The 16,896-nt window shown below is 64.2% G+C and carries 21 protein-coding genes; 12 read left to right on the forward strand and 9 right to left on the reverse strand.

All coding sequences use genetic code 11. From position 1 onward, the window contains the following. Position 1: 1 nt before the first annotated feature. From nusB to ACDA63_RS14275, 4 genes are read right to left on the reverse strand one after another with little or no spacing between them, the layout of a single operon-like run. Positions 2 to 475 carry a transcription antitermination factor NusB gene (gene nusB / locus ACDA63_RS14260; RefSeq protein WP_373663937.1) on the reverse strand — a complete coding sequence of 158 codons (474 nt, stop codon included), beginning with the start codon at positions 473 to 475 and terminating at the stop codon, positions 2 to 4. Continuing rightward, a complete protein-coding gene (gene ribH, locus ACDA63_RS14265; RefSeq protein ID WP_373663938.1) occupies positions 475 to 945 on the reverse strand; it encodes a 6,7-dimethyl-8-ribityllumazine synthase in 471 nt (156 codons plus the stop codon). Before ribH ends, nusB begins: the two co-directional genes overlap by 1 nt. 26 nt (positions 946 to 971) lie before the next feature. Continuing rightward, positions 972 to 2,081, reverse strand: coding sequence for a bifunctional 3,4-dihydroxy-2-butanone-4-phosphate synthase/GTP cyclohydrolase II (gene ribBA, locus ACDA63_RS14270; RefSeq protein ID WP_373663939.1), 1,110 nt, complete (start codon positions 2,079 to 2,081; stop codon positions 972 to 974). Next, on the reverse strand, positions 2,078 to 2,692 hold the full coding sequence (locus ACDA63_RS14275) for a riboflavin synthase (protein ID WP_373663940.1): 615 nt from the start codon (positions 2,690 to 2,692) through the stop codon (positions 2,078 to 2,080). Before ACDA63_RS14275 ends, ribBA begins: the two co-directional genes overlap by 4 nt. Positions 2,693 to 2,978: 286 nt before the next feature. Between ACDA63_RS14275 and gshA the strand changes: the two genes are divergently transcribed. The 8 genes from gshA (at position 2,979) to ACDA63_RS14315 (ending at position 10,574) form a co-directional block, all read left to right on the forward strand. After that, positions 2,979 to 4,283 (forward strand): glutamate--cysteine ligase, encoded by a 1,305-nt coding sequence (gene gshA / locus ACDA63_RS14280; protein WP_373663941.1) that lies wholly within the window; start codon positions 2,979 to 2,981, stop codon positions 4,281 to 4,283. Further along, positions 4,280 to 5,218 carry a glutathione synthase gene (gene gshB, locus ACDA63_RS14285; protein WP_373663942.1) on the forward strand — a complete coding sequence of 313 codons (939 nt, stop codon included), beginning with the start codon at positions 4,280 to 4,282 and terminating at the stop codon, positions 5,216 to 5,218. Before gshA ends, gshB begins: the two co-directional genes overlap by 4 nt. A gap of 299 nt (positions 5,219 to 5,517) precedes the next feature. Beyond that, entirely contained in the window at positions 5,518 to 6,507 is a 990-nt protein-coding gene (locus ACDA63_RS14290; protein ID WP_373663943.1) for a M48 family metallopeptidase, read from the forward strand. Positions 6,508 to 6,669: 162 nt separating this feature from the next. Further along, entirely contained in the window at positions 6,670 to 7,068 is a 399-nt protein-coding gene (locus tag ACDA63_RS14295; RefSeq protein ID WP_373663944.1) for a PTS sugar transporter subunit IIA, read from the forward strand. Beyond that, positions 7,068 to 7,337, forward strand: coding sequence for an HPr family phosphocarrier protein (locus ACDA63_RS14300; RefSeq protein ID WP_373663945.1), 270 nt, complete (start codon positions 7,068 to 7,070; stop codon positions 7,335 to 7,337). Before ACDA63_RS14295 ends, ACDA63_RS14300 begins: the two co-directional genes overlap by 1 nt. A gap of 153 nt (positions 7,338 to 7,490) precedes the next feature. Continuing rightward, positions 7,491 to 9,224 (forward strand): phosphoenolpyruvate--protein phosphotransferase, encoded by a 1,734-nt coding sequence (ptsP, locus tag ACDA63_RS14305; RefSeq protein WP_373663946.1) that lies wholly within the window; start codon positions 7,491 to 7,493, stop codon positions 9,222 to 9,224. A gap of 202 nt (positions 9,225 to 9,426) precedes the next feature. Then, positions 9,427 to 9,828, forward strand: a complete 402-nt coding sequence (locus tag ACDA63_RS14310; protein ID WP_373663947.1) for a lysozyme inhibitor LprI family protein — start codon at positions 9,427 to 9,429, stop codon at positions 9,826 to 9,828. Between the two features lie 20 nt (positions 9,829 to 9,848). Beyond that, positions 9,849 to 10,574, forward strand: a complete 726-nt coding sequence (locus ACDA63_RS14315) for an N-acetylmuramoyl-L-alanine amidase (RefSeq protein WP_373663948.1) — start codon at positions 9,849 to 9,851, stop codon at positions 10,572 to 10,574. A 73-nt stretch (positions 10,575 to 10,647) separates the two neighbouring features. On the opposite strand, the gene ACDA63_RS14320 is transcribed toward ACDA63_RS14315, so the two are convergent. After that, entirely contained in the window at positions 10,648 to 11,031 is a 384-nt protein-coding gene (locus ACDA63_RS14320) for a DoxX family protein (protein WP_373663949.1), read from the reverse strand. A 114-nt stretch (positions 11,032 to 11,145) separates the two neighbouring features. Beyond that, positions 11,146 to 11,634: a GNAT family N-acetyltransferase gene (locus tag ACDA63_RS14325; RefSeq protein ID WP_373663950.1), complete on the reverse strand. Its 489-nt coding sequence runs from the start codon at positions 11,632 to 11,634 to the stop codon at positions 11,146 to 11,148. Here ACDA63_RS14325 and ACDA63_RS14330 point away from each other — a divergent pair. Genes ACDA63_RS14330 through metW form a run of 3 tightly spaced genes read left to right on the forward strand, consistent with a single transcriptional unit; the run spans position 11,633 to position 13,569 of the window. Next, positions 11,633 to 11,785: a hypothetical protein gene (locus ACDA63_RS14330; RefSeq protein WP_373663951.1), complete on the forward strand. Its 153-nt coding sequence runs from the start codon at positions 11,633 to 11,635 to the stop codon at positions 11,783 to 11,785. The two genes, ACDA63_RS14325 and ACDA63_RS14330, sit on opposite strands and share 2 nt — an antisense overlap. Positions 11,786 to 11,840: 55 nt before the next feature. Beyond that, positions 11,841 to 12,968: a homoserine O-acetyltransferase gene (locus ACDA63_RS14335; protein WP_373663952.1), complete on the forward strand. Its 1,128-nt coding sequence runs from the start codon at positions 11,841 to 11,843 to the stop codon at positions 12,966 to 12,968. 1 nt (position 12,969) lies between these two features. After that, positions 12,970 to 13,569, forward strand: a complete 600-nt coding sequence (gene metW / locus ACDA63_RS14340) for a methionine biosynthesis protein MetW (RefSeq protein ID WP_373663953.1) — start codon at positions 12,970 to 12,972, stop codon at positions 13,567 to 13,569. A 168-nt stretch (positions 13,570 to 13,737) separates the two neighbouring features. Here metW and ACDA63_RS14345 read toward each other — a convergent pair whose 3' ends face one another. From ACDA63_RS14345 to ACDA63_RS14355, 3 genes are read right to left on the reverse strand one after another with little or no spacing between them, the layout of a single operon-like run. Further along, the gene (locus ACDA63_RS14345; RefSeq protein WP_373663954.1) at positions 13,738 to 15,141 is read right to left on the reverse strand and encodes an ammonium transporter; all 1,404 of its coding nucleotides are present in this window, start codon (positions 15,139 to 15,141) and stop codon (positions 13,738 to 13,740) included. Between the two features lie 19 nt (positions 15,142 to 15,160). After that, positions 15,161 to 15,499 (reverse strand): P-II family nitrogen regulator, encoded by a 339-nt coding sequence (gene glnK, locus ACDA63_RS14350; protein ID WP_373663955.1) that lies wholly within the window; start codon positions 15,497 to 15,499, stop codon positions 15,161 to 15,163. Positions 15,500 to 15,551: 52 nt separating this feature from the next. After that, on the reverse strand, positions 15,552 to 16,328 hold the full coding sequence (locus tag ACDA63_RS14355; protein ID WP_373663956.1) for a TorF family putative porin: 777 nt from the start codon (positions 16,326 to 16,328) through the stop codon (positions 15,552 to 15,554). 270 nt (positions 16,329 to 16,598) lie between these two features. Here ACDA63_RS14355 and ACDA63_RS14360 point away from each other — a divergent pair, with 270 nt between their 5' ends. Further along, on the forward strand, positions 16,599 to 16,847 hold the full coding sequence (locus ACDA63_RS14360) for an accessory factor UbiK family protein (protein ID WP_373663957.1): 249 nt from the start codon (positions 16,599 to 16,601) through the stop codon (positions 16,845 to 16,847). The last annotated feature ends 49 nt before the right edge of the window (positions 16,848 to 16,896 follow it).

The raw sequence follows: 16,896 nt of genomic DNA on the forward strand, positions 1-16,896 counted from the left end.
CTTATCGGCCCCGCTGCTTGGCTGCGTGTTCGACTTCGACGCGGCGCAGCTTGGCCGCGAGCTTGTCGAGCACGCCGTTGACGAAGCGATGGCCGTCGGTGCCGCCAAATTCCTTGGCCAGTTCGATCGCTTCGTTCATGACGACGCGATACGGCGTCTCCAGGCGATGGGCGAACTCGTAGGTGGCCAGCAGCAGTATGGCGCGCTCGATCGGCGAGATTTCGTCGATCGGCCGGTCAAGGAAAGGCAGGAACTCCGCCTCCAGCGCTTCGGCGTCGTCGGACGCGCCACGCAGCAGCGTGATGAGCAGCGGACGATCGGCGCGCGCCCAGTCGTCGGATTCGGCGGCGAGGTGGTCTTCGATCACCGGCACCGAGTTGCCGCTCATGCGCCATTGGTAGAGGCCCTGCATCGCCAGTTCGCGCGCGATGCGGCGCGAGGACTTCTTGTTGTCCTTGTGAGTGGTGTCGTTCATCAGCGCAGTACCTTGAGCAGGTTGGCCATCTCGATGGCACAGGCGGCGCATTCGCGCCCTTTGACGTTCATGCGCGCGAGGGCCTGGTCGTCGTCTTCGGTGGTGAGCACACCGTTGGCCAGCGGCACGCCGGTATCGAGTTGCACGCGGGTGATGCCGGCGGCCATTTCGTTGGAGACGATTTCAAAGTGGTACGTCTCGCCCCGGATGACGGCGCCGAGCGCGACCAGCGCGTCGTACTTGCCGCTCCTGGCCATGGCTTGCAGTACCAAGGGGATTTCCAGCGCGCCCGGCACGGTGGCAATGCGGATGTCGCCATCGACCACGCCGCGCTCGGCCAGTTCGGCCACGGCCCCCGACAGCAGGCCTTCGCCGATGTTGCTGTTGAAGCGCGCGACGACGATGCCGATACGCAGGCCGGCGCCGTTCAGGTCGGGTTCGAATTCGGCGATGTTTGCAAAGTGGCTCATGTTTGTTCAGTTCTTCGAATCGAGGGTCATTCGTTGTCGGGGGCGTCGTAGCCGGTCACTTCCAGCCCGAAGCCCGTCATGCTCGGCATGCGGCGCGGCGTGGACAGCACGCGCATCTTGCCGACGCCGAGGTTGCGCAGGATCTGTGCGCCGATACCGAAGATGCGCGGATCCCACTTTTTGGCGGGGCGCTCCGGATCGGTCTCGACGCCGAGCGAGGCGAGGATTTCGTTGGCCGCTTCGGGCCGGCGCAACAGCACGATCGCGCCGTTGCCATGCGCGGCGATGCGGCGCAGCGATTCGTTGATGCTGAAGGTGTGGCGGCCAGCGTCCGGGTCGAGGAAATCGAGCACCGAGACCGGCTCGTGCACCCGCACCAAGGCTTCGGATTCGGGTCGGATGTCGCCGCGCGACAGCGCCAGGTGGATTTCGCCCGAACTGCGGTCGGCGAATGCGCTAAGCGTGAAGTCGCCGTGCGCGGTCGCCACGGTCTTTTCGGCGACGCGCTCGACCAGCGATTCGGACGCGCTGCGGTAGTGGATGAGGTCGCGGATGGCGCCGATCTTGAGGCCGTGCAGCTTGGCGAACTCCACCAGGTCCGGCAGGCGCGCCATGGTGCCGTCTTCCTTGAGGATTTCGCAGATCACGGCAGCGGGCTCCAGGCCGGCCAGGCGCGCGAGATCGCAGCCTGCTTCGGTGTGGCCGGCGCGCACCAGCACACCGCCCGGCTTGGCGGTGATCGGGAAGATGTGGCCCGGCTGCACGATGTCGGCGGGGCGCGCGCCGCGGGCAACGGCAGCTTTAACGGTACGCGCGCGGTCCTGTGCGGAGATGCCGGTGGTCACGCCCTCGGCGGCTTCGATGGATACCGTGAAGGCCGTCGAGAACGGGCTACGGTTGTCGCGCGCCATCTGCACGAGGCCGAGCTGGCGGCAGCGCTCTTCGGTGAGCGTCAGGCAGACGAGGCCGCGACAGTGCGTGACCATGAAGTTGATCATCTCGGGCGTGATGTGGTCGGCGGCCACCACCACGTCGCCTTCGTTTTCGCGATCCTCGTCGTCGATCAGGATGACCATGCGCCCGGCACGGATGTCCTCGACGATTTCGTGGATGGGGGCGAGTGTGCAAGCGCTCATCGAGCGGACTCCTCTTGTGATTCTCTCTGCCATTCGAGCATGCGCTCGACATGGCGGGCGATCAGATCGACCTCCAGGTTGACGCGCGCACCGGCCACCAGATGCTTGAGCGTGGTGACGGCGACGGTATGCGGAATGAGGTTGATTGAAAAATCGGAACCCCGTACCCAATTGACGGTCAAGCTCACGCCGTTGACGGTGATCGACCCTTTGCGCGCGATGTACGGAGCCAGCTCGCGCGGCGCGCGGATGACGAGTTCGTGACTCTCGGCCACCGGCGTGAAGGACAGGACTTCACCCGTGCCGTCGACATGCCCGCTGACCAGGTGCCCGCCCAGGCGGTCGGCCAGGCGCAGCGCTTTTTCGAGGTTGATCTCGCCAGGGGCAGTCAGGCCGACGGTGCACGCGAGCGTCTCGTGCGAGACGTCGAAGCTGAGTCGGGCGCCGTCGATGGACACGACCGTCAGGCACACGCCGTTGCAGGCGACGGAGTCGCCCAGGGCGACATCGGCCAGATCCCAGGCGCCAGTGTCGACGGTCAGATGGACGCCGTCCTGCAGGGGCGAGACCGTTTCAATGCGACCGACGGTCGCGACGATTCCGGAAAACATGTGGAGAGTCAAATGCTTGGAATGAGGGGGAAACCGGGTGATTTTACGACAAAGCGGCTCGCCCTGCCCTTGGGCCTGTTCTCGCGCCCATTGCGGGCCGCGTCATCGACATCCGGCGCGGCCAGGCGCGCGGGAATCAGTCTTGCGCGCCTTGCATCGGGCACGAACCGTCGCGCGCACGCCCGTTGCGGGTCTGGCAACAGCCCCCTGCGAGGGGTCGCCCGGCGGCATGGTGTAACATCGCAAACCCGACGCATCGTTGTCGACATCCGCACGAGGTAGGCTCATGGTGCCGCATCTTAAGACCGCGCTGACGGGCCCGCTGCAGGACCTGGAAAAGCGTTTTCTCGACAATTCCACCACCATCGAGCAGTGGTTCCGCGCACAGTGGCGCGAGCATGTCCCGCCGTTCTACGGATCGGTTGACCTGCGCAACAGCGGCTACAAGCTGGCGCCGGTCGATACCAACCTGTTCCCTGGTGGCTTCAATAACCTGAACGCCGATTTCCTGCCGCTTTGTGTGCAGGCCGCGCAGAGCGCCATCGAACGCATCTGTCCGAACGCGGCGAGCATCCTGCTGATTCCCGAAAACCATACGCGCAACATGTTCTATCTGCAGAACGTGGCGCGGCTGGCGAGCATCCTGGGCCACACCGGCCTGCGCGTGCGCATCGGGTCGCTGCTGCCGGAGATCACCGAACCCACGCCTATCGAATTGCCCAATGGCGATTCGTTGCTGCTCGAACCGCTGGTTCGCCGTGGCAAGCGGCTGGGGGTGGAGGGCGCCGATCCGTGCGCCATTCTGCTCAACAATGACCTGTCGGCCGGCGTGCCGGAAATCCTCAAGGGCCTGGAAGGCCAGTGGGTGATTCCGCCGCTGCATGCCGGCTGGGCAACGCGCCGCAAGTCGCAGCATTTTGCGGCCTATGACTTCGTGGCCGGCAAGTTCGCCGACATGCTGGGCATCGATCCGTGGCTGATCAACCCGTACTTTGCGACTTGCGGGGAGATCAATTTCCACGAACGCACCGGCGAGGAATGCCTGGCCAGCCAGGTCGACGGACTGCTCACGCGCATCCGCAAGAAGTACGCCGAATACGGCGTGGATGAGAAGCCGTTCGTGATCGTCAAAGCCGACGCCGGCACTTACGGCATGGGCGTGATGACCGTGCATGACGCCGCCGACGTGGTCGGCCTGAACCGACGCCAGCGCAACAAGATGAGCGTCATCAAAGAAGGCCTGCAGGTCAGTGAAGTGATCATCCAGGAAGGCGTCTCCACGGTCGAAACCGTCAGTGGTGGCGTGGCCGAGCCGGTGGTCTACATGATCGATCACTACGTGGTGGGTGGCTTCTATCGTGTGAACAGCGATCGCGGCCGCGATGAGAACCTCAACGCGCCGGGCATGCACTTCGAGCCGCTGGCCTTCCAGTCGCCCTGCTCGATGCCGGACTGCAAGCAGCCGCCGGATTCGCCGCCGAACCGCTTCTATGCCTACGGCGTGATAGGTCGCCTGGCACTGCTGGCCGCATCGGTGGAGATCGAGCAGACCGCCCCCGCGCAGGTGCAGGAAGCAGGAGCCACCGCGTGAAGATCGCCTTCATCGTTGATCCGCTGCACCGCCTCAAGGCCTACAAGGATTCGTCCGTCGCGATGATGCGTGCCGCGGTGGCGCGCGGGCATGAGGTCTTTGCCATCGGGCGCGAAAGCCTCGGTGCGCGCGACGGGCGCATCTTCGCCAGCGCGGTCGCGCTGCAGATCACCCACGACGACCATGACTGGCATCGTGCCGGGCCGGCGGAGCAGTACGACCTGACCGCCTTCGACGCGATCCTCATGCGTCAGGATCCACCCTTCGATGCCGAATACGTGGCGGCCACCTGGCTGCTGGAACGCGCCTCGCGCCAGGGGGCTCGGGTCTACAACGATCCGCGCGCCATTCGCGACCATTCGGAGAAAGTCTCGATCGTCGAGTTCCCGCAGCACACGCCGACCACACTGGTGGCGCGGCATGCCGGCGACATCCAGGCTTTCATCGATGAGTTGGGCGACACCATCCTCAAGCCGCTTGACGGCATGGGCGGCTCGGGCATCTTCCGCGTGCGCGCGGACGACCCCAATCGCAACGCCATCATCGAAACGCTCACGGCCTTTGGCACGCGTACCATCATGGCGCAGCAGTATCTGCCTGCCATCAGCGAAGGCGACAAGCGCGTGTTGCTGATCGGCGGTGAAGTCATGCCGTATTCGCTGGCGCGCATTCCGATGGCCGGCGAGACGCGCGGCAACCTCGCCGCCGGCGGCCGCGGCGTTGCGATGCCGCTGACCGATGCCGAACGCGCCGTGGCCGAAGCCTTGGCGCCGACGCTATGGGCGCGCGGCTTGCTGATCGTCGGCCTCGACATGATTGGCGGGCGGCTCACCGAGATCAATGTCACCAGCCCGACCTGCATGGTCGAGATCGCGCAGCAGACCGGCTTCGACATCGCCGCACGCGTCATCGAGGCGCTGGAAAAGCAGGGCTGACTTCATGCCATTGGAGTGGGCCGCGCCTGGCGCGCGCCCTGCTCCGCTCGCTTCCCACAAGAGTTCGCCCCTCCGCCAAGGCACCTTCCTGACATTCGAAAAACGGGGTTGCCAGTAGGGTCAAGACCGTTCGTGACGCAGTGCGCTGCGGCAATCGTCACATCATGTGGATCGGTACAGACCAAAGGGCCATTTCGAGGCTGCCCCGCGGGGCTCGCGCTTAATTTAGCTACAGCCACGTCACTCAGGTTCATACCCAAATATCATGTCGCCCGATTGCGCAGCCAAGGAGCCCGACCATGTCGGCCGTTGCCGCACGCCGTTTTGACGGCGGCGGCCGGCCGCCGCGCGCCGTGCGCATCGAGGCTGTCGATGGCGCGCTGCTGCTGCATGACACGCGGGCCGAGGCACTCGAGCTCGACCAGATCGGGCTGAGCGATCGAACCACGGGCGCTCCGCGTCTGCTGCACTTGCCCGACGGCAGTGTGTGCGAGGTCGATGACGTCACTGCCTTCGATGAGGTGCTGGCGCGCGCACGCCGCGAGGATCGCAAGGTCAGGCGGATGGGGCCGATCGTCTCGGCCGCGCTCATCGTGCTGGCGCTGTTGCTGTGCGCAATCGGCTGGCGCTGGGGAATACCGGCGATCGCCGATGCCGTGGCCGAACGCATTCCGGCAAGCTGGATTCGCTCGGCCTCCGACCGCACCCTGGCGATGCTGGACACCGAGACCTTGCGTCCGTCGCTGCTCGCCCCCGAACGCCAGGCTACGCTCACCACCCTGTTCGCGGGTCTACGCGCATCGTCCACCGGCGCGCCTCCGTATCGTCTGCTGTTTCGCCATGGCGGGGATGCGGGAGCCGCCGTGATGTCCTTGCCGGGTGGCGAGGTCATCGTGACCGACGAACTGGTAAGCCTGCTCGGCGACGATCGCCAGATCCTGGCAATGCTCTCGCACGAGTTGGGGCATCTGTATTACCGACACGCGCTCAAGCGCGCGGTGCGTCACACGCCGATCGCCAGCACGGTCGCCAATTATTTTTCCGACTTCGATGCGGGTGCGGCAGCGCTGGCGCGTGGGCTGCTCCAGGCGGATTGTCCGTTGTCGTTCGAGCTGGCGGCGGATGGTTTCGCGCTGGACATGCTGGCCGCCAACGACATCGATCCCGCCGCCTTGCGCGGCGCCCTGCAGAAGCTGTCCCGCCAGCCGCCCAAACCCGGCTACCTGCCGCCGATGGAAAGGCCCGAGCAATATTTCAACGAACGCATTGCCGCGCTCAGCGGCAAATGACGGCCAATCGCACGCGACGGTTGCATTCTGCAACAAGCACGTGTCGAGCCCTCGCCCGGGCATAGCCTGCGAAGTGGTACATTAATCAGCCTGCCTTGCATGCCTCGAAGGGCACGCATGAAACCAATCCACTTGTGATCCGTCGCAAGCTCGAGAGCAAAGATGATTGGCATCTTCCTATTGACTCATGGAACGCTGGGTGAATCACTCATCCAGTGCGCTTGCCATGTGTTGAACAGGCGACCGCGGCAGCTTGCGCAACTCGGGGTCTCGGCGCAGGACGACCCGCTCGACCTGCTGCCAACGGCGCGTGACTGGCTGGCGCAGGTGGATGGCGGCAAGGGCGTGATCGTCCTGACCGACATCTTCGGCGCTACCCCATCGAACATCGCCATGAAGCTGATCCAGCCGGGTCGGGTGGAAGGCATCGCCGGGGCCAATCTGCCGATGCTGCTTCGCATATTGACCTATCGTGACAAGCACGATATTGAAACCGTGATCCAGAAAGCCATCGCCGGAGGCTGCGATGGCGTGCTCCACATGAAGGGGGGAAGTCTGTAATGCCGCGCGCGGAAGCTGAAATCGCCAATAGACTGGGCCTGCACGCACGGCCATCGGCCAAGCTCACACAACTGGCCACGCAATTCCAGAGCGATGTATGGCTCGAGCGGCAAGGCCGCCGCGTCAATGCCAAAAGCATCATGGGCGTCATGATGCTGGCTGCGGCGCAGGGCACCCGCCTGACCGTCGAGACCGAAGGCGACGACGCCGAAGAGGCGCTCAAAGCCATCGTGGAACTCATCGCCAGCAAGTTCGGCGAACGCGAATAGCGCGCGACTGCGCCCGCCCGGCGGCCGCTCCAGCGGCCCCCACCCAGGCGAGAATCTTTCAACCCGCGCCACAGGCGCGGGTGATGCAATACAAACCGGCAAGGCCGTCAGAGGCGAGCCCTGCCATGTCCGCAGCCGCACTCAGGGGCAAGAATGCCATTCGTCATACACGGGCTGCCCGTTTCTCAAGGAATCGCCATCGGCCAGGCGCACCTGGTCTCGCACGCGCTTCTTGAAGTCAATCATTTCCTCGTCGCGCCGCGCCATGTGGAAGGCGAAATCGCTCGCCTGAAGGACGCCGCCGCGGCAGTCCGCACCGAGCTGCGCGCCCTGCGCGCCACGCCCACCACGGCGCAATCCGAGGTCAGCGCGTTCGTCGACCTGCACACCATGCTGCTGGACGACCCGTTGCTGATCGAAGCCGCCGGCAAGCTGATCGCCGAGCGCCGCTGCAACGCCGAATGGGCGCTGGTGCAGCAGATGGAGCATCTGCTCGAAGAGTTCGACGTCATCGAAGACGCCTACCTGCGCGAGCGCAAGGCCGACGTGATCCAGGTGGTGGAGCGCATCCTCAAGGTGCTGCTCGGCCATCCCGGCCAAGTTCCCAAGCGCAAGGAAAAGGACAAGAAGGAAACCGATCTGGGCACCATCGTGGTCGCCCACGATCTGTCGCCGGCCGACACGATCCACTTCAAGGACAACCAGATCGCCGGCTTCGTGACAGATGTCGGCGGGGCGACTTCGCACACCGCCATCGTGGCGCGCAGCCTCGGTATCCCGGCCGTGGTCGGCCTTCGCCACGTGCGTGCGGTCATTCGCGAAGATGACGTCATCATCATCGACGGTGCGCGCGGCGTGGTGATCGTCGACCCGGACGAGCGGGTGCTGGAGGAATATCGCCTGCGCCGCAGCGAGCGCGAGCTGGAACGCTCCAAGCTCAAGCGACTGCGCACCATGCGCGCCGCCACGCTCGATGGCGAAGCGGTCTCGCTCTACGCCAACATCGAGTTGCCGCGCGACGTGACACAGGCGCGCGAGGTCGAAGCCGACGGTGTCGGGCTTTTCCGCACCGAATTCCTGTTCATGAACCGGGACGAGCTGCCCGACGAAGACGAACAGTTCGAAGCCTACCGCGCGGTCGCCAAGGCCATGGCGGGCAAGCCGGTGACGATCCGCACGCTCGACATCGGCGCGGACAAGACGCTCAACAGCGGCGGCCCGCGTACCGAGATCAACCCGGCACTCGGGTTGCGCGCGATCCGCTACAGCCTGTCCGAACCGCAGATGTTCCTGACGCAGTTGCGGGCGCTCTTGCGCGCATCGGCCTATGGCAAGGTGCAGATTCTGTTTCCGATGTTGGCGCACGCGCAGGAGATCCAATCCGCACTGGCCGCGCTGGCGGTAGCCAAGACGCAACTCAAGACCGAGAAGATCAAGTTCGACGACAAAATCCCCGTCGGCGGCATGATCGAAGTGCCCGCTGCCGCGCTGGCGCTTGGAATGTTCGTCAAGCGCCTGCAGTACCTGTCGATCGGCACCAACGATCTGATCCAATACACGCTGGCCATCGATCGCGCGGATGAAGCCGTCGCCCACCTGTTCGATCCGCTGCACCCGGCGGTGCTGCGGCTCATCGCGCAGACCATCCAGACTGGCACGCGCGCCGGACTGCCGGTGTCGGTGTGCGGCGAAATGGCGGGCAACCCGGCCTACACACGACTGCTCCTGGGCATGGGGCTGCGGCAGTTCTCGATGCAGTCGTCGCAGATCCTCGACGTCAAGCAGGAGATCCTGCGCGCGGACGCCGCCGAAGTGGCCGCCAAGGTGACGCGCATCCTGCGCCAGGACGAGCCCGAGCGTATCCGCGAAGCGATCGAACGCCTGTGAGACCGTTGTCGGCGCCACGCCGGCAACGCGCGGGCGACATGATCGGCGACAGGGAGCGCCGTGGATAGCGCGGACACAATGTAGCCGGATGCCCCCCGCCGCATCGGCGGGCGTACTGCGCGTCCCTCACCCGCAAGCAGCGCTTGCGTAAGCATCCTTTAATCAGCGGGTCAGTTCATTCCGATCGAAGTGGAGTCACTCCGTGAAAAAACTCATGCGCGCCATCCTTCCCGTTCTGACCGTCGCCCTTCTGGCGGGCGCATCGTTCGCCGCCCGTGCCGCGAACGAATGCGACAAGTACAAGACCAGCTACGACAAGACGTACTGCTTTGCGAAGCTGTTCCTCGAGTCGGACAAGGAACTCAACAGCGCCTACAACGAGCTGCGCGGACTCATCAAGGACCCGGTGCGCGATCAACTCAAGAGCACCCAGCTCGAATGGATCAAGTACCGTAATGCGTCGTGCGAGGAACGAGGGGCCATCGACGTCGACTGCAACTACCGCGTCAATCGGGACCGCGCCGAATACCTGCGCGATCGCGTGCGCGAATGCAAAGCCGGCACCTGCCGCAACGACATGATCGGGGCAAAGTCCTGGAAATGATCGGCAGGCCGATCGCCGCGATGCGAGTTGCACTGTCGCTGGCGGCGGGCCTTTTGTTCATGCTCGGCAACGTCGCCGCTGCCGAGCCGTTGCGCATCGTGCTCGATCCAGGTCATACGGATGCGCAGGGTGGCGCGCTCGGCGCCCGGGGCGTCTATGAGGTGCGTTACAACGACACGCTGGCCCGGCAGGTGCAGGATGCGCTCCGCGCCGAAGGGTTCGACGTGCGCATGACCCGCTCGCCGGGGCAGAGCATCGGTCTCACCGAGCGGGCGCAGAGGGCGAACGACGCGCACGCGGCGCTGTTCCTTTCGATCCACCACGATTCAGCGCAACCGAAGTACCTGGAGAAAACCAGCGTGGGCGCACAGCTCGCCTATCGCACGATTCAGCCCATGGGTGGTTATTCGATCTTCGTGTCGCAACTGAATCCGCAGTTCGACCGCGCCAGCACTTTCGCCAGGATGCTGGGCGACGAAATGCTAAAGCTTGGACGAGCCCCGGCGCTTCATCACGCCGAACCGATCGCGGGCGAAAACCGCGAACTGCTCGATCGCGCACGAGGCATCTATCGCTTCGATGATCTCGTGGTGCTCAAGAAGACCGACATGCCGGCCGTGTTGCTGGAAGTTGGCGTCATCGTCGACGCCGACGACGAAGCCTATGTAAGTGCGCCGGAAAACCAGGCGCGGATCACGCAGGCCATCGTCGCGGCGGTCAAGCGCTACGCGGCGGCGCCGCGCTGACGGACACTTCACCAAAAGAAAAACGGGCGGGAGTATCCTCCCGCCCGCTCTTCACCACAGACACCTGCTCGATTTACTTGGCGCTGGCACGACGCGCATCCAGCGACCACGCGCTGATCGGCGCAGTGGCCAGCACCAGGAAGCCACCGGCCATCGCCAGATTCTTCAGGAAGTTGATCTGCTGCCCCTGGTCCGCCAGGTTCGCGTGGAACAGCACAGCCGCCAGTACGCTAAATATCGCCAGCAACCATGCAACGGCGCGCGTCTGGAAACCGACGATCAACGCGATGCCGCCCAGCAGTTCAAGCGCAATGGTCGGCCACAGCAGCAGTGTGGGCACGTGCATGGCTTCCATGTAGCCGGCGGTGGCGGCCGGGTTCATCAGCTTGCCCCAACCGGACAGCACGAAAATGAGCGCCAGACCGATGCGTCCGACGAGCGAGGCTGCGTTGTTCATTTCTCTCTCCCGAGTTTGTGTCCGCGACGCGGATCGAACGCTTCGCACTCTACGCGGGAGAGAAAACGGGATAAACCCGCCCAAACGGGATTGATTGTTCCAACGACGGAACGTTCAATAGAGCTTTTTCTCCATGAACATCGCCTGCCCCATGGCTGGATCGAGCTCGTACGGCCGATAGCCCACGGCGCTGTAAAGGCCATAGGCGGAGGCGTTGTTCTGCAACACCTCCAGCGTCAGCTTGCAGCAATCGCGCGCCCGAGCGGCATCTTCGGCCGCCGCCAGCAACGCCTTGCCGACACCACGGCCACGGTAGTCCTCGCGGACCACCACGTCATGCACGTTCAGCAGGGGGCGAGCCGCAAAGGTGGACATGCCGAGGAAACCATTGATGAGGCCGACGGCTTCATCGCCGTCCCACGCGATGAAGCCTACGTACGTCGGCCACGCGAGCAGGCGGGCCGGGAGTTCGTCGCGCGCGTGTGCGGACAGGGGCGTGCCCCCGCCCATTTCGCCGGACGCATAGTGATCGAGAAGAGCGATGAGCGCCTGCGCGTGCGACTTGTGTGACAGGTCGACCGGGGTGACAACGAGCGAAGACATGAATCGTGACGACATCGACAAAGAAGAGATGGTCTCACAAAGCCGCTTTGACAATGGCCGCGCAGGGGCGATAATCGCGTTCAGCGCCGATTTGACTCAGCTTGCGGGCGCCATACAAATACGGCTAAAGCGGGTGGGCGATTCCTGTTAGCCCAGTCGCGCTGATCCGGCCCGGCTGGGCTTTCTGCTTTTTGTACCGAGCGAACATGTCATCACCCACGAACATCGGCAACGTCACGCCGAGTCGCGCGCACTTCTCCGAGGCGCTCGCACTCAAGAGCGGCGGCGTACTGCCCGCCTACGATCTCGTGTACGAGACCTACGGCAGCCTCAACGCCGCCAAGACCAACGCGATACTCGTCTGCCACGCGCTGTCCGGCTCGCATCACGTCGCGGGCACCTACGGCGACGACCCGAAGAGCCGCGGCTGGTGGGACAACCTCGTCGGCCCCGGCAAACCGCTGGATACCGACAAGTTCTTTGTCATCGGCGTCAACAATCTCGGCGGCTGCTACGGCAGCACAGGTCCGATGTCCATCAACCCGGCGACGGGCAAGCCCTGGGGTTCGCAGTTCCCCTTCGTCACCGTCGAAGACTGGGTCGATTCGCAGGCGCGCCTCGCCGACCTGCTCGGCATCGACAGCTTCGCCGCTGTCCTCGGAGGCAGCCTCGGCGGCATGCAGGCGCTGGCGTGGACGCTGCGCCACCCCGAACGCGTGCGCCACGGCATGGTGATCGCCGCGGCGCCGAAGCTGTCGGCCGAGAACATCGCGTTCAATGAAGTGGCCCGGCAGGCAATCCTGACCGACCCGGAGTTCTTCGGCGGCGACTACTACGAACATGGCGTGGTGCCGGTGCGGGGCTTGCGCCTGGCACGCATGATCGGCCACATCACGTACCTGTCGGACGACGCGATGAACGACAAGTTCGGGCGTCGCCTGCGCCACGGCGAGCATCGCTATCACTTCGATGTCGAGTTCGAAATCGAGTCGTACCTGCGCTACCAGGGCGACAAGTTCGCGACCTTCTTCGACGCCAACACGTATCTGCTCACCACCAAGGCGCTCGATTATTTCGACCCGGCGCTGGCCTACGACGGCAATCTGAATGCCGCGCTGGCGGCCGCGCGCGCGCGCTTTTTCATCGCCTCGTTCTCGACCGACTGGCGCTTTTCGCCCGCACGCTCGCGCGAACTGATGTTCTCGCTGCTGCACAACGGTCGCCATGTCACGTATGCCGAGCTGGACTCCTCTGCCGGCCACGATTCGTTCCTGCTCGATGACGCGCACTATCACGCCGCGTTGCGCGCGTACTTTGCCAACATCGAGGTGTGAGATGGTCCCACTGACTTCCGAAGTACGTTTCGATTTCGACGTCATCACCCGCTGGATCACCCGCGGCGAGCGCGTGCTCGACCTGGGCTGCGGCGACGGCGCCCTGCTGTCGCACCTGATCAACGCACGCGAAGTGCTCGGCTATGGCATCGAGCACGACACCGAACGCATGGTGGCGTGTATCGGCCGCGGTCTGAACGTGTTGCAGATCGATCTCGAACAAGGCTTGGCCGGCTTCGAGGACGGCCAGTTCGATCACGTCATCATGAGTCTGTCGTTGCAGGCCGTGCACAACACCGAAGGCATCCTCGACGAAATGCTGCGCGTCGGGCACGAAGCCGTCGTGAGCTTTCCGAACTTCGGCTACTGGCGCCACCGCGTGTCGATCAATGAAGGCCATATGCCCGTCTCCGACAGCCTGCCCTACCAGTGGTACAACACGCCGAACGTACGCTTCTTCACCATGGCGGACTTCGAACAACTGTGCGAACAACGTGGCATCCGCATTCTGGAGCGCGTAGCGTTCGACGAAGATCGCGAGATCACCATCGATCCGAACAACTACGCAAGCGTGGCGATCTACCGGTTGGGCCGCGCCTGAACGCGTGACGCAATATCGGACCGCGCGGCTCAGCCGGCCGTGATTGGTGCATCAATAGTCGCGCACTGCAGACTGAGTACGGCTGGCCTTCTTCCTGCCGCGGTCGACAAAAAAAAGGGCGCCCCAAAGGGGCGCCCTAAAGAATCCGCAATGCGGACCCTGATCACATCAGTAGTGGTAGGCCGATTCGCCGTGGCTGGCGACGTCCAGACCTTCACGTTCTTCGTCTTCGGCCACACGCAGGCCGATCAGCATGTCGGTGATCTTGTAGCAGATCGCGGCAGCGACACCGCTCCACACCAGGCTGATCACCACGCCCAGCGCTTGCACGCCGACCTGGTGAGCGATGGAGAAGTCAGCAGCGCCCGTGCCGCCCAGCGACGGGGCGGTGAAGACGCCCGTCAGCAGCGCGCCGAGAATACCGCCCACGCCGTGGACACCGAACACGTCGAGCGCGTCGTCAGCACCCAGCATGCGCTTGAGGCTCGAAACACCCCACAGGCAGACGAAGCCAGCCAGCAGGCCGATGATGATCGAGCCCATCGGGCCGGACGTTCCGCACGCCGGGGTGATCGCCACCAGACCGGCCACGGCACCCGATGCCGCACCCAGCATCGAAGGCTTGCCCTTGACGATGGCTTCGCCCAGAGCCCAGGCCAAAGCGGCGGCGGCGGTTGCCAGCAGCGTGTTGATGAAGGCCAGCGCGGCGCCAGCGGTCGCTTCGAGGTTGGAGCCGGCGTTGAAACCGAACCAGCCCACCCACAGCAGCGAGGCACCGACCATCGTCAGCGTCAGCGAGTGCGGTGCCATCGATTCGCGACCGTAGCCGATGCGCTTGCCGATCATGTAGGCGCCGACCAGGCCGGCCATGCCAGCGTTGATGTGCACCACGGTGCCGCCGGCGAAGTCCAGTGCGCCCTTGCTCAGCAGGTAGCCACCCGGGCCCCACACCATGTGGGCGATGGGGATGTAGCTGAGGGTGAACCACAGGGCGGAGAACAGCAGCACGGCCGAGAACTTGATGCGTTCGGCAAAGCTGCCGGCGATCAGCGCGCAGGTGATACCGGCGAACGTCGACTGGAAGGCCACGAACACGAGTTCAGGCAGCTTCGACGTCGGCGTGAAGGTATCGGCCAGCGTTTCGATGGTCACGCCCGAGAGGAACAGCTTGTTGAGCGTGCCGATGATCGGACTGCTCTCGGTGAACACCAGGCTGTAGCCATAGAGCGCCCACAGGATGACGATCAGCGAGAACACCATCAGCACCTGCATGAGCACCGACAGCATGTTCTTCGAACGCACCAGGCCGCCGTAGAACAGCGCCAGGCCCGGCACCGTCATCAACACGACCAGCATGGTGGCGGTCAGCATCCAGGCGGTGTCGCCCTTGTTGACCGTGGCTTCCGGCTTGGCTTCGGCAGCGGGCGCCGCAGCTGGTGCCGCCGTTGCCGCGGCAGGCGCAGCGGCGGCCGGCGCTTCGGCAGCGGGTGCGGAGGCGTCCTGGGCCATTACCGCAGCAGAGGACAAACCAAGAGCCAGCGCCGTCAGGCAGATGGCAAATAGCTTTTTCATTTTGTTTTCTCCAATCCGATCAGAGTGCGTCGGCGCCGGTTTCACCGGTACGGATGCGAATGGCTTGCAGCAGGTCGAACACAAAGATCTTTCCGTCACCGATCTTGCCGGTGTTGGCCGACTTCTCGATGGCTTCGATCACCTGATCGATGAGGTCGTCAGCGATGGCGACCTCGATCTTCACCTTGGGCAGGAAATCGACGACGTATTCCGCGCCGCGATAGAGCTCGGTGTGGCCCTTCTGGCGACCGAAACCCTTCACCTCGGTGACGGTGACACCCTGCACGCCGATGGCCGACAGCGCCTCGCGCACTTCGTCGAGCTTGAACGGCTTGATGATGGCTGTAACGAATTTCATGGCAGCTCCTCGAAGGGCGCGACGCTTGCATCGCCGCGCCTCGTTGCGATTTTCAGAAAGTCTTGGTGACCGTCAGTACCACGCGGTCGGAACCCAGATCCCTATTGTGGGCGTTGTGATAGAACTGGCCTTCGTCGCCCTTGGCATCGGTGCCGATGTACGACAGCGCCCAGCTCAGGCCGACGAAGTCCTTGGTCACGCCCACTTTCCAATCGGTATAGGAGGCGTCGGAGAAGTCCTTCACATCCTGGTAGCCGACGTGGCCGATGAGGTTGAAGCCGGAACCGACGGGCACCGTGGCCGTCAGGTCGTAGTACATCGAGCCGTTGGTGTCGCCACCGTCGGGCGTCTTGGCGCCGAACAGGTTGGTCAGCGAGTACGAGTACTTGAACGTCAACCATTCCCAAGTCGCGGCGGCATACAGTTCCGTCGTGTTCGGGCTGGTGAAGCCGGACGGATACGTACCCGGGTAGTAGTACTGCAGCACGCCGAAGTCGAGGCCGACGGGGCCGGCGGTCATCTTGTAGCCGCCGTAGAAATCCCACTCCATGCTATTGCTGATCGGCGTGGCGCCCGCCGAACCGGCATCCGACAGCCAGCTCACGTTGGACGCCCAGGTACCCAGATAGAAGCCGCTCTGGTGGGCGAAATCGAAACCACCCTGAATCGCCGGCCGACGGTTCGTCTGGCCGATGCCGCGATAGATGTACTCGGACGCCAGCGAAACGTTGCCGGTGAACGTGTACGGCGCCGCCGGTGCTTCCTGGGCGAATGCCGGTGCCGTCACGAGAGCCGACAGAAGCGACGTGGCGATGATGGTTTTGCGCATTGCATAAACTCCCTGAGAGATAAGAGTGAGAACGGGGCGAGTCCCTCTAAGCGGGATTCGTGCCAATCACTCCGGCGGCATATTCCGCGCGGCTTTGCGCAGGGTTTCAGGGCGATGGAAAAAGGTCCGGTGCGTTGAGTTGGTGCATGGCGAAAATGCCTTGCCCGGGGGTGACGCACCAGCGTGGTGCTGCTCGCGGCCGCCGGCGCGCAAGGGCCTTTCGTGACCGTGCTAGACTCGGATCAGACCCTTCGTAGCAGGAAGATGAATATGGCCATCAACAGCAAAATGTTCGACGAACTCGGTGCCAAGCTCTCCGAAATGCTGGCAAACAGCCCCGCCAAAGACCTTGAGAAGAACGCCAAGGCGCTCATGGCGGGGGCGTTCTCCAAGCTGGACCTGGTCACGCGCGAGGAATTCGAAATCCAGCGTGAAGTACTCGCCCGCACGCGCGAGCGCCTCGCTCAACTCGAAGCGCGCGTCGCCGAGCTCGAAAGCCGCCAGACGCCCAAGGCTTGAGAAATCAGCCCATAAGGCAGACAGCACGATGCAGCCGACCGACCGGTCG

This window comes from Uliginosibacterium sp. sgz301328 (assembly GCF_041807905.1).
GTDB lineage: Bacteria > Pseudomonadota > Gammaproteobacteria > Burkholderiales > Rhodocyclaceae > JBGVSA01.

Bases quoted from the DNA above. Each gene is read 5' to 3' on its own strand.
- ACDA63_RS14315 (WP_373663948.1), top strand. From the start codon at position 9,849: ATGCGAGTTGCACTGTCGCTGGCGGCGGGCCTTTTGTTCATGCTCGGC.
- ACDA63_RS14320 (WP_373663949.1), bottom strand. From the start codon at position 11,031: ATGAACAACGCAGCCTCGCTCGTCGGACGCATCGGTCTGGCGCTCATT.
- ribH (WP_373663938.1), bottom strand. From the start codon at position 945: ATGAGCCACTTTGCAAACATCGCCGAATTCGAACCCGACCTGAACGGC.
- ACDA63_RS14295 (WP_373663944.1), top strand. From the start codon at position 6,670: ATGATTGGCATCTTCCTATTGACTCATGGAACGCTGGGTGAATCACTC.
- ACDA63_RS14300 (WP_373663945.1), top strand. From the start codon at position 7,068: ATGCCGCGCGCGGAAGCTGAAATCGCCAATAGACTGGGCCTGCACGCA.
- glnK (WP_373663955.1), bottom strand. From the start codon at position 15,499: ATGAAATTCGTTACAGCCATCATCAAGCCGTTCAAGCTCGACGAAGTG.
- ACDA63_RS14275 (WP_373663940.1), bottom strand. From the start codon at position 2,692: ATGTTTTCCGGAATCGTCGCGACCGTCGGTCGCATTGAAACGGTCTCG.
- gshA (WP_373663941.1), top strand. From the start codon at position 2,979: ATGGTGCCGCATCTTAAGACCGCGCTGACGGGCCCGCTGCAGGACCTG.
- ACDA63_RS14335 (WP_373663952.1), top strand. From the start codon at position 11,841: ATGTCATCACCCACGAACATCGGCAACGTCACGCCGAGTCGCGCGCAC.
- nusB (WP_373663937.1), bottom strand. From the start codon at position 475: ATGAACGACACCACTCACAAGGACAACAAGAAGTCCTCGCGCCGCATC.
- ptsP (WP_373663946.1), top strand. From the start codon at position 7,491: ATGCCATTCGTCATACACGGGCTGCCCGTTTCTCAAGGAATCGCCATC.
- metW (WP_373663953.1), top strand. From the start codon at position 12,970: ATGGTCCCACTGACTTCCGAAGTACGTTTCGATTTCGACGTCATCACC.
- ACDA63_RS14345 (WP_373663954.1), bottom strand. From the start codon at position 15,141: ATGAAAAAGCTATTTGCCATCTGCCTGACGGCGCTGGCTCTTGGTTTG.
- ACDA63_RS14360 (WP_373663957.1), top strand. From the start codon at position 16,599: ATGGCCATCAACAGCAAAATGTTCGACGAACTCGGTGCCAAGCTCTCC.
- ACDA63_RS14290 (WP_373663943.1), top strand. From the start codon at position 5,518: ATGTCGGCCGTTGCCGCACGCCGTTTTGACGGCGGCGGCCGGCCGCCG.
- ACDA63_RS14355 (WP_373663956.1), bottom strand. From the start codon at position 16,328: ATGCGCAAAACCATCATCGCCACGTCGCTTCTGTCGGCTCTCGTGACG.
- ribBA (WP_373663939.1), bottom strand. From the start codon at position 2,081: ATGAGCGCTTGCACACTCGCCCCCATCCACGAAATCGTCGAGGACATC.
- ACDA63_RS14330 (WP_373663951.1), top strand. From the start codon at position 11,633: ATGAATCGTGACGACATCGACAAAGAAGAGATGGTCTCACAAAGCCGC.
- ACDA63_RS14325 (WP_373663950.1), bottom strand. From the start codon at position 11,634: ATGTCTTCGCTCGTTGTCACCCCGGTCGACCTGTCACACAAGTCGCAC.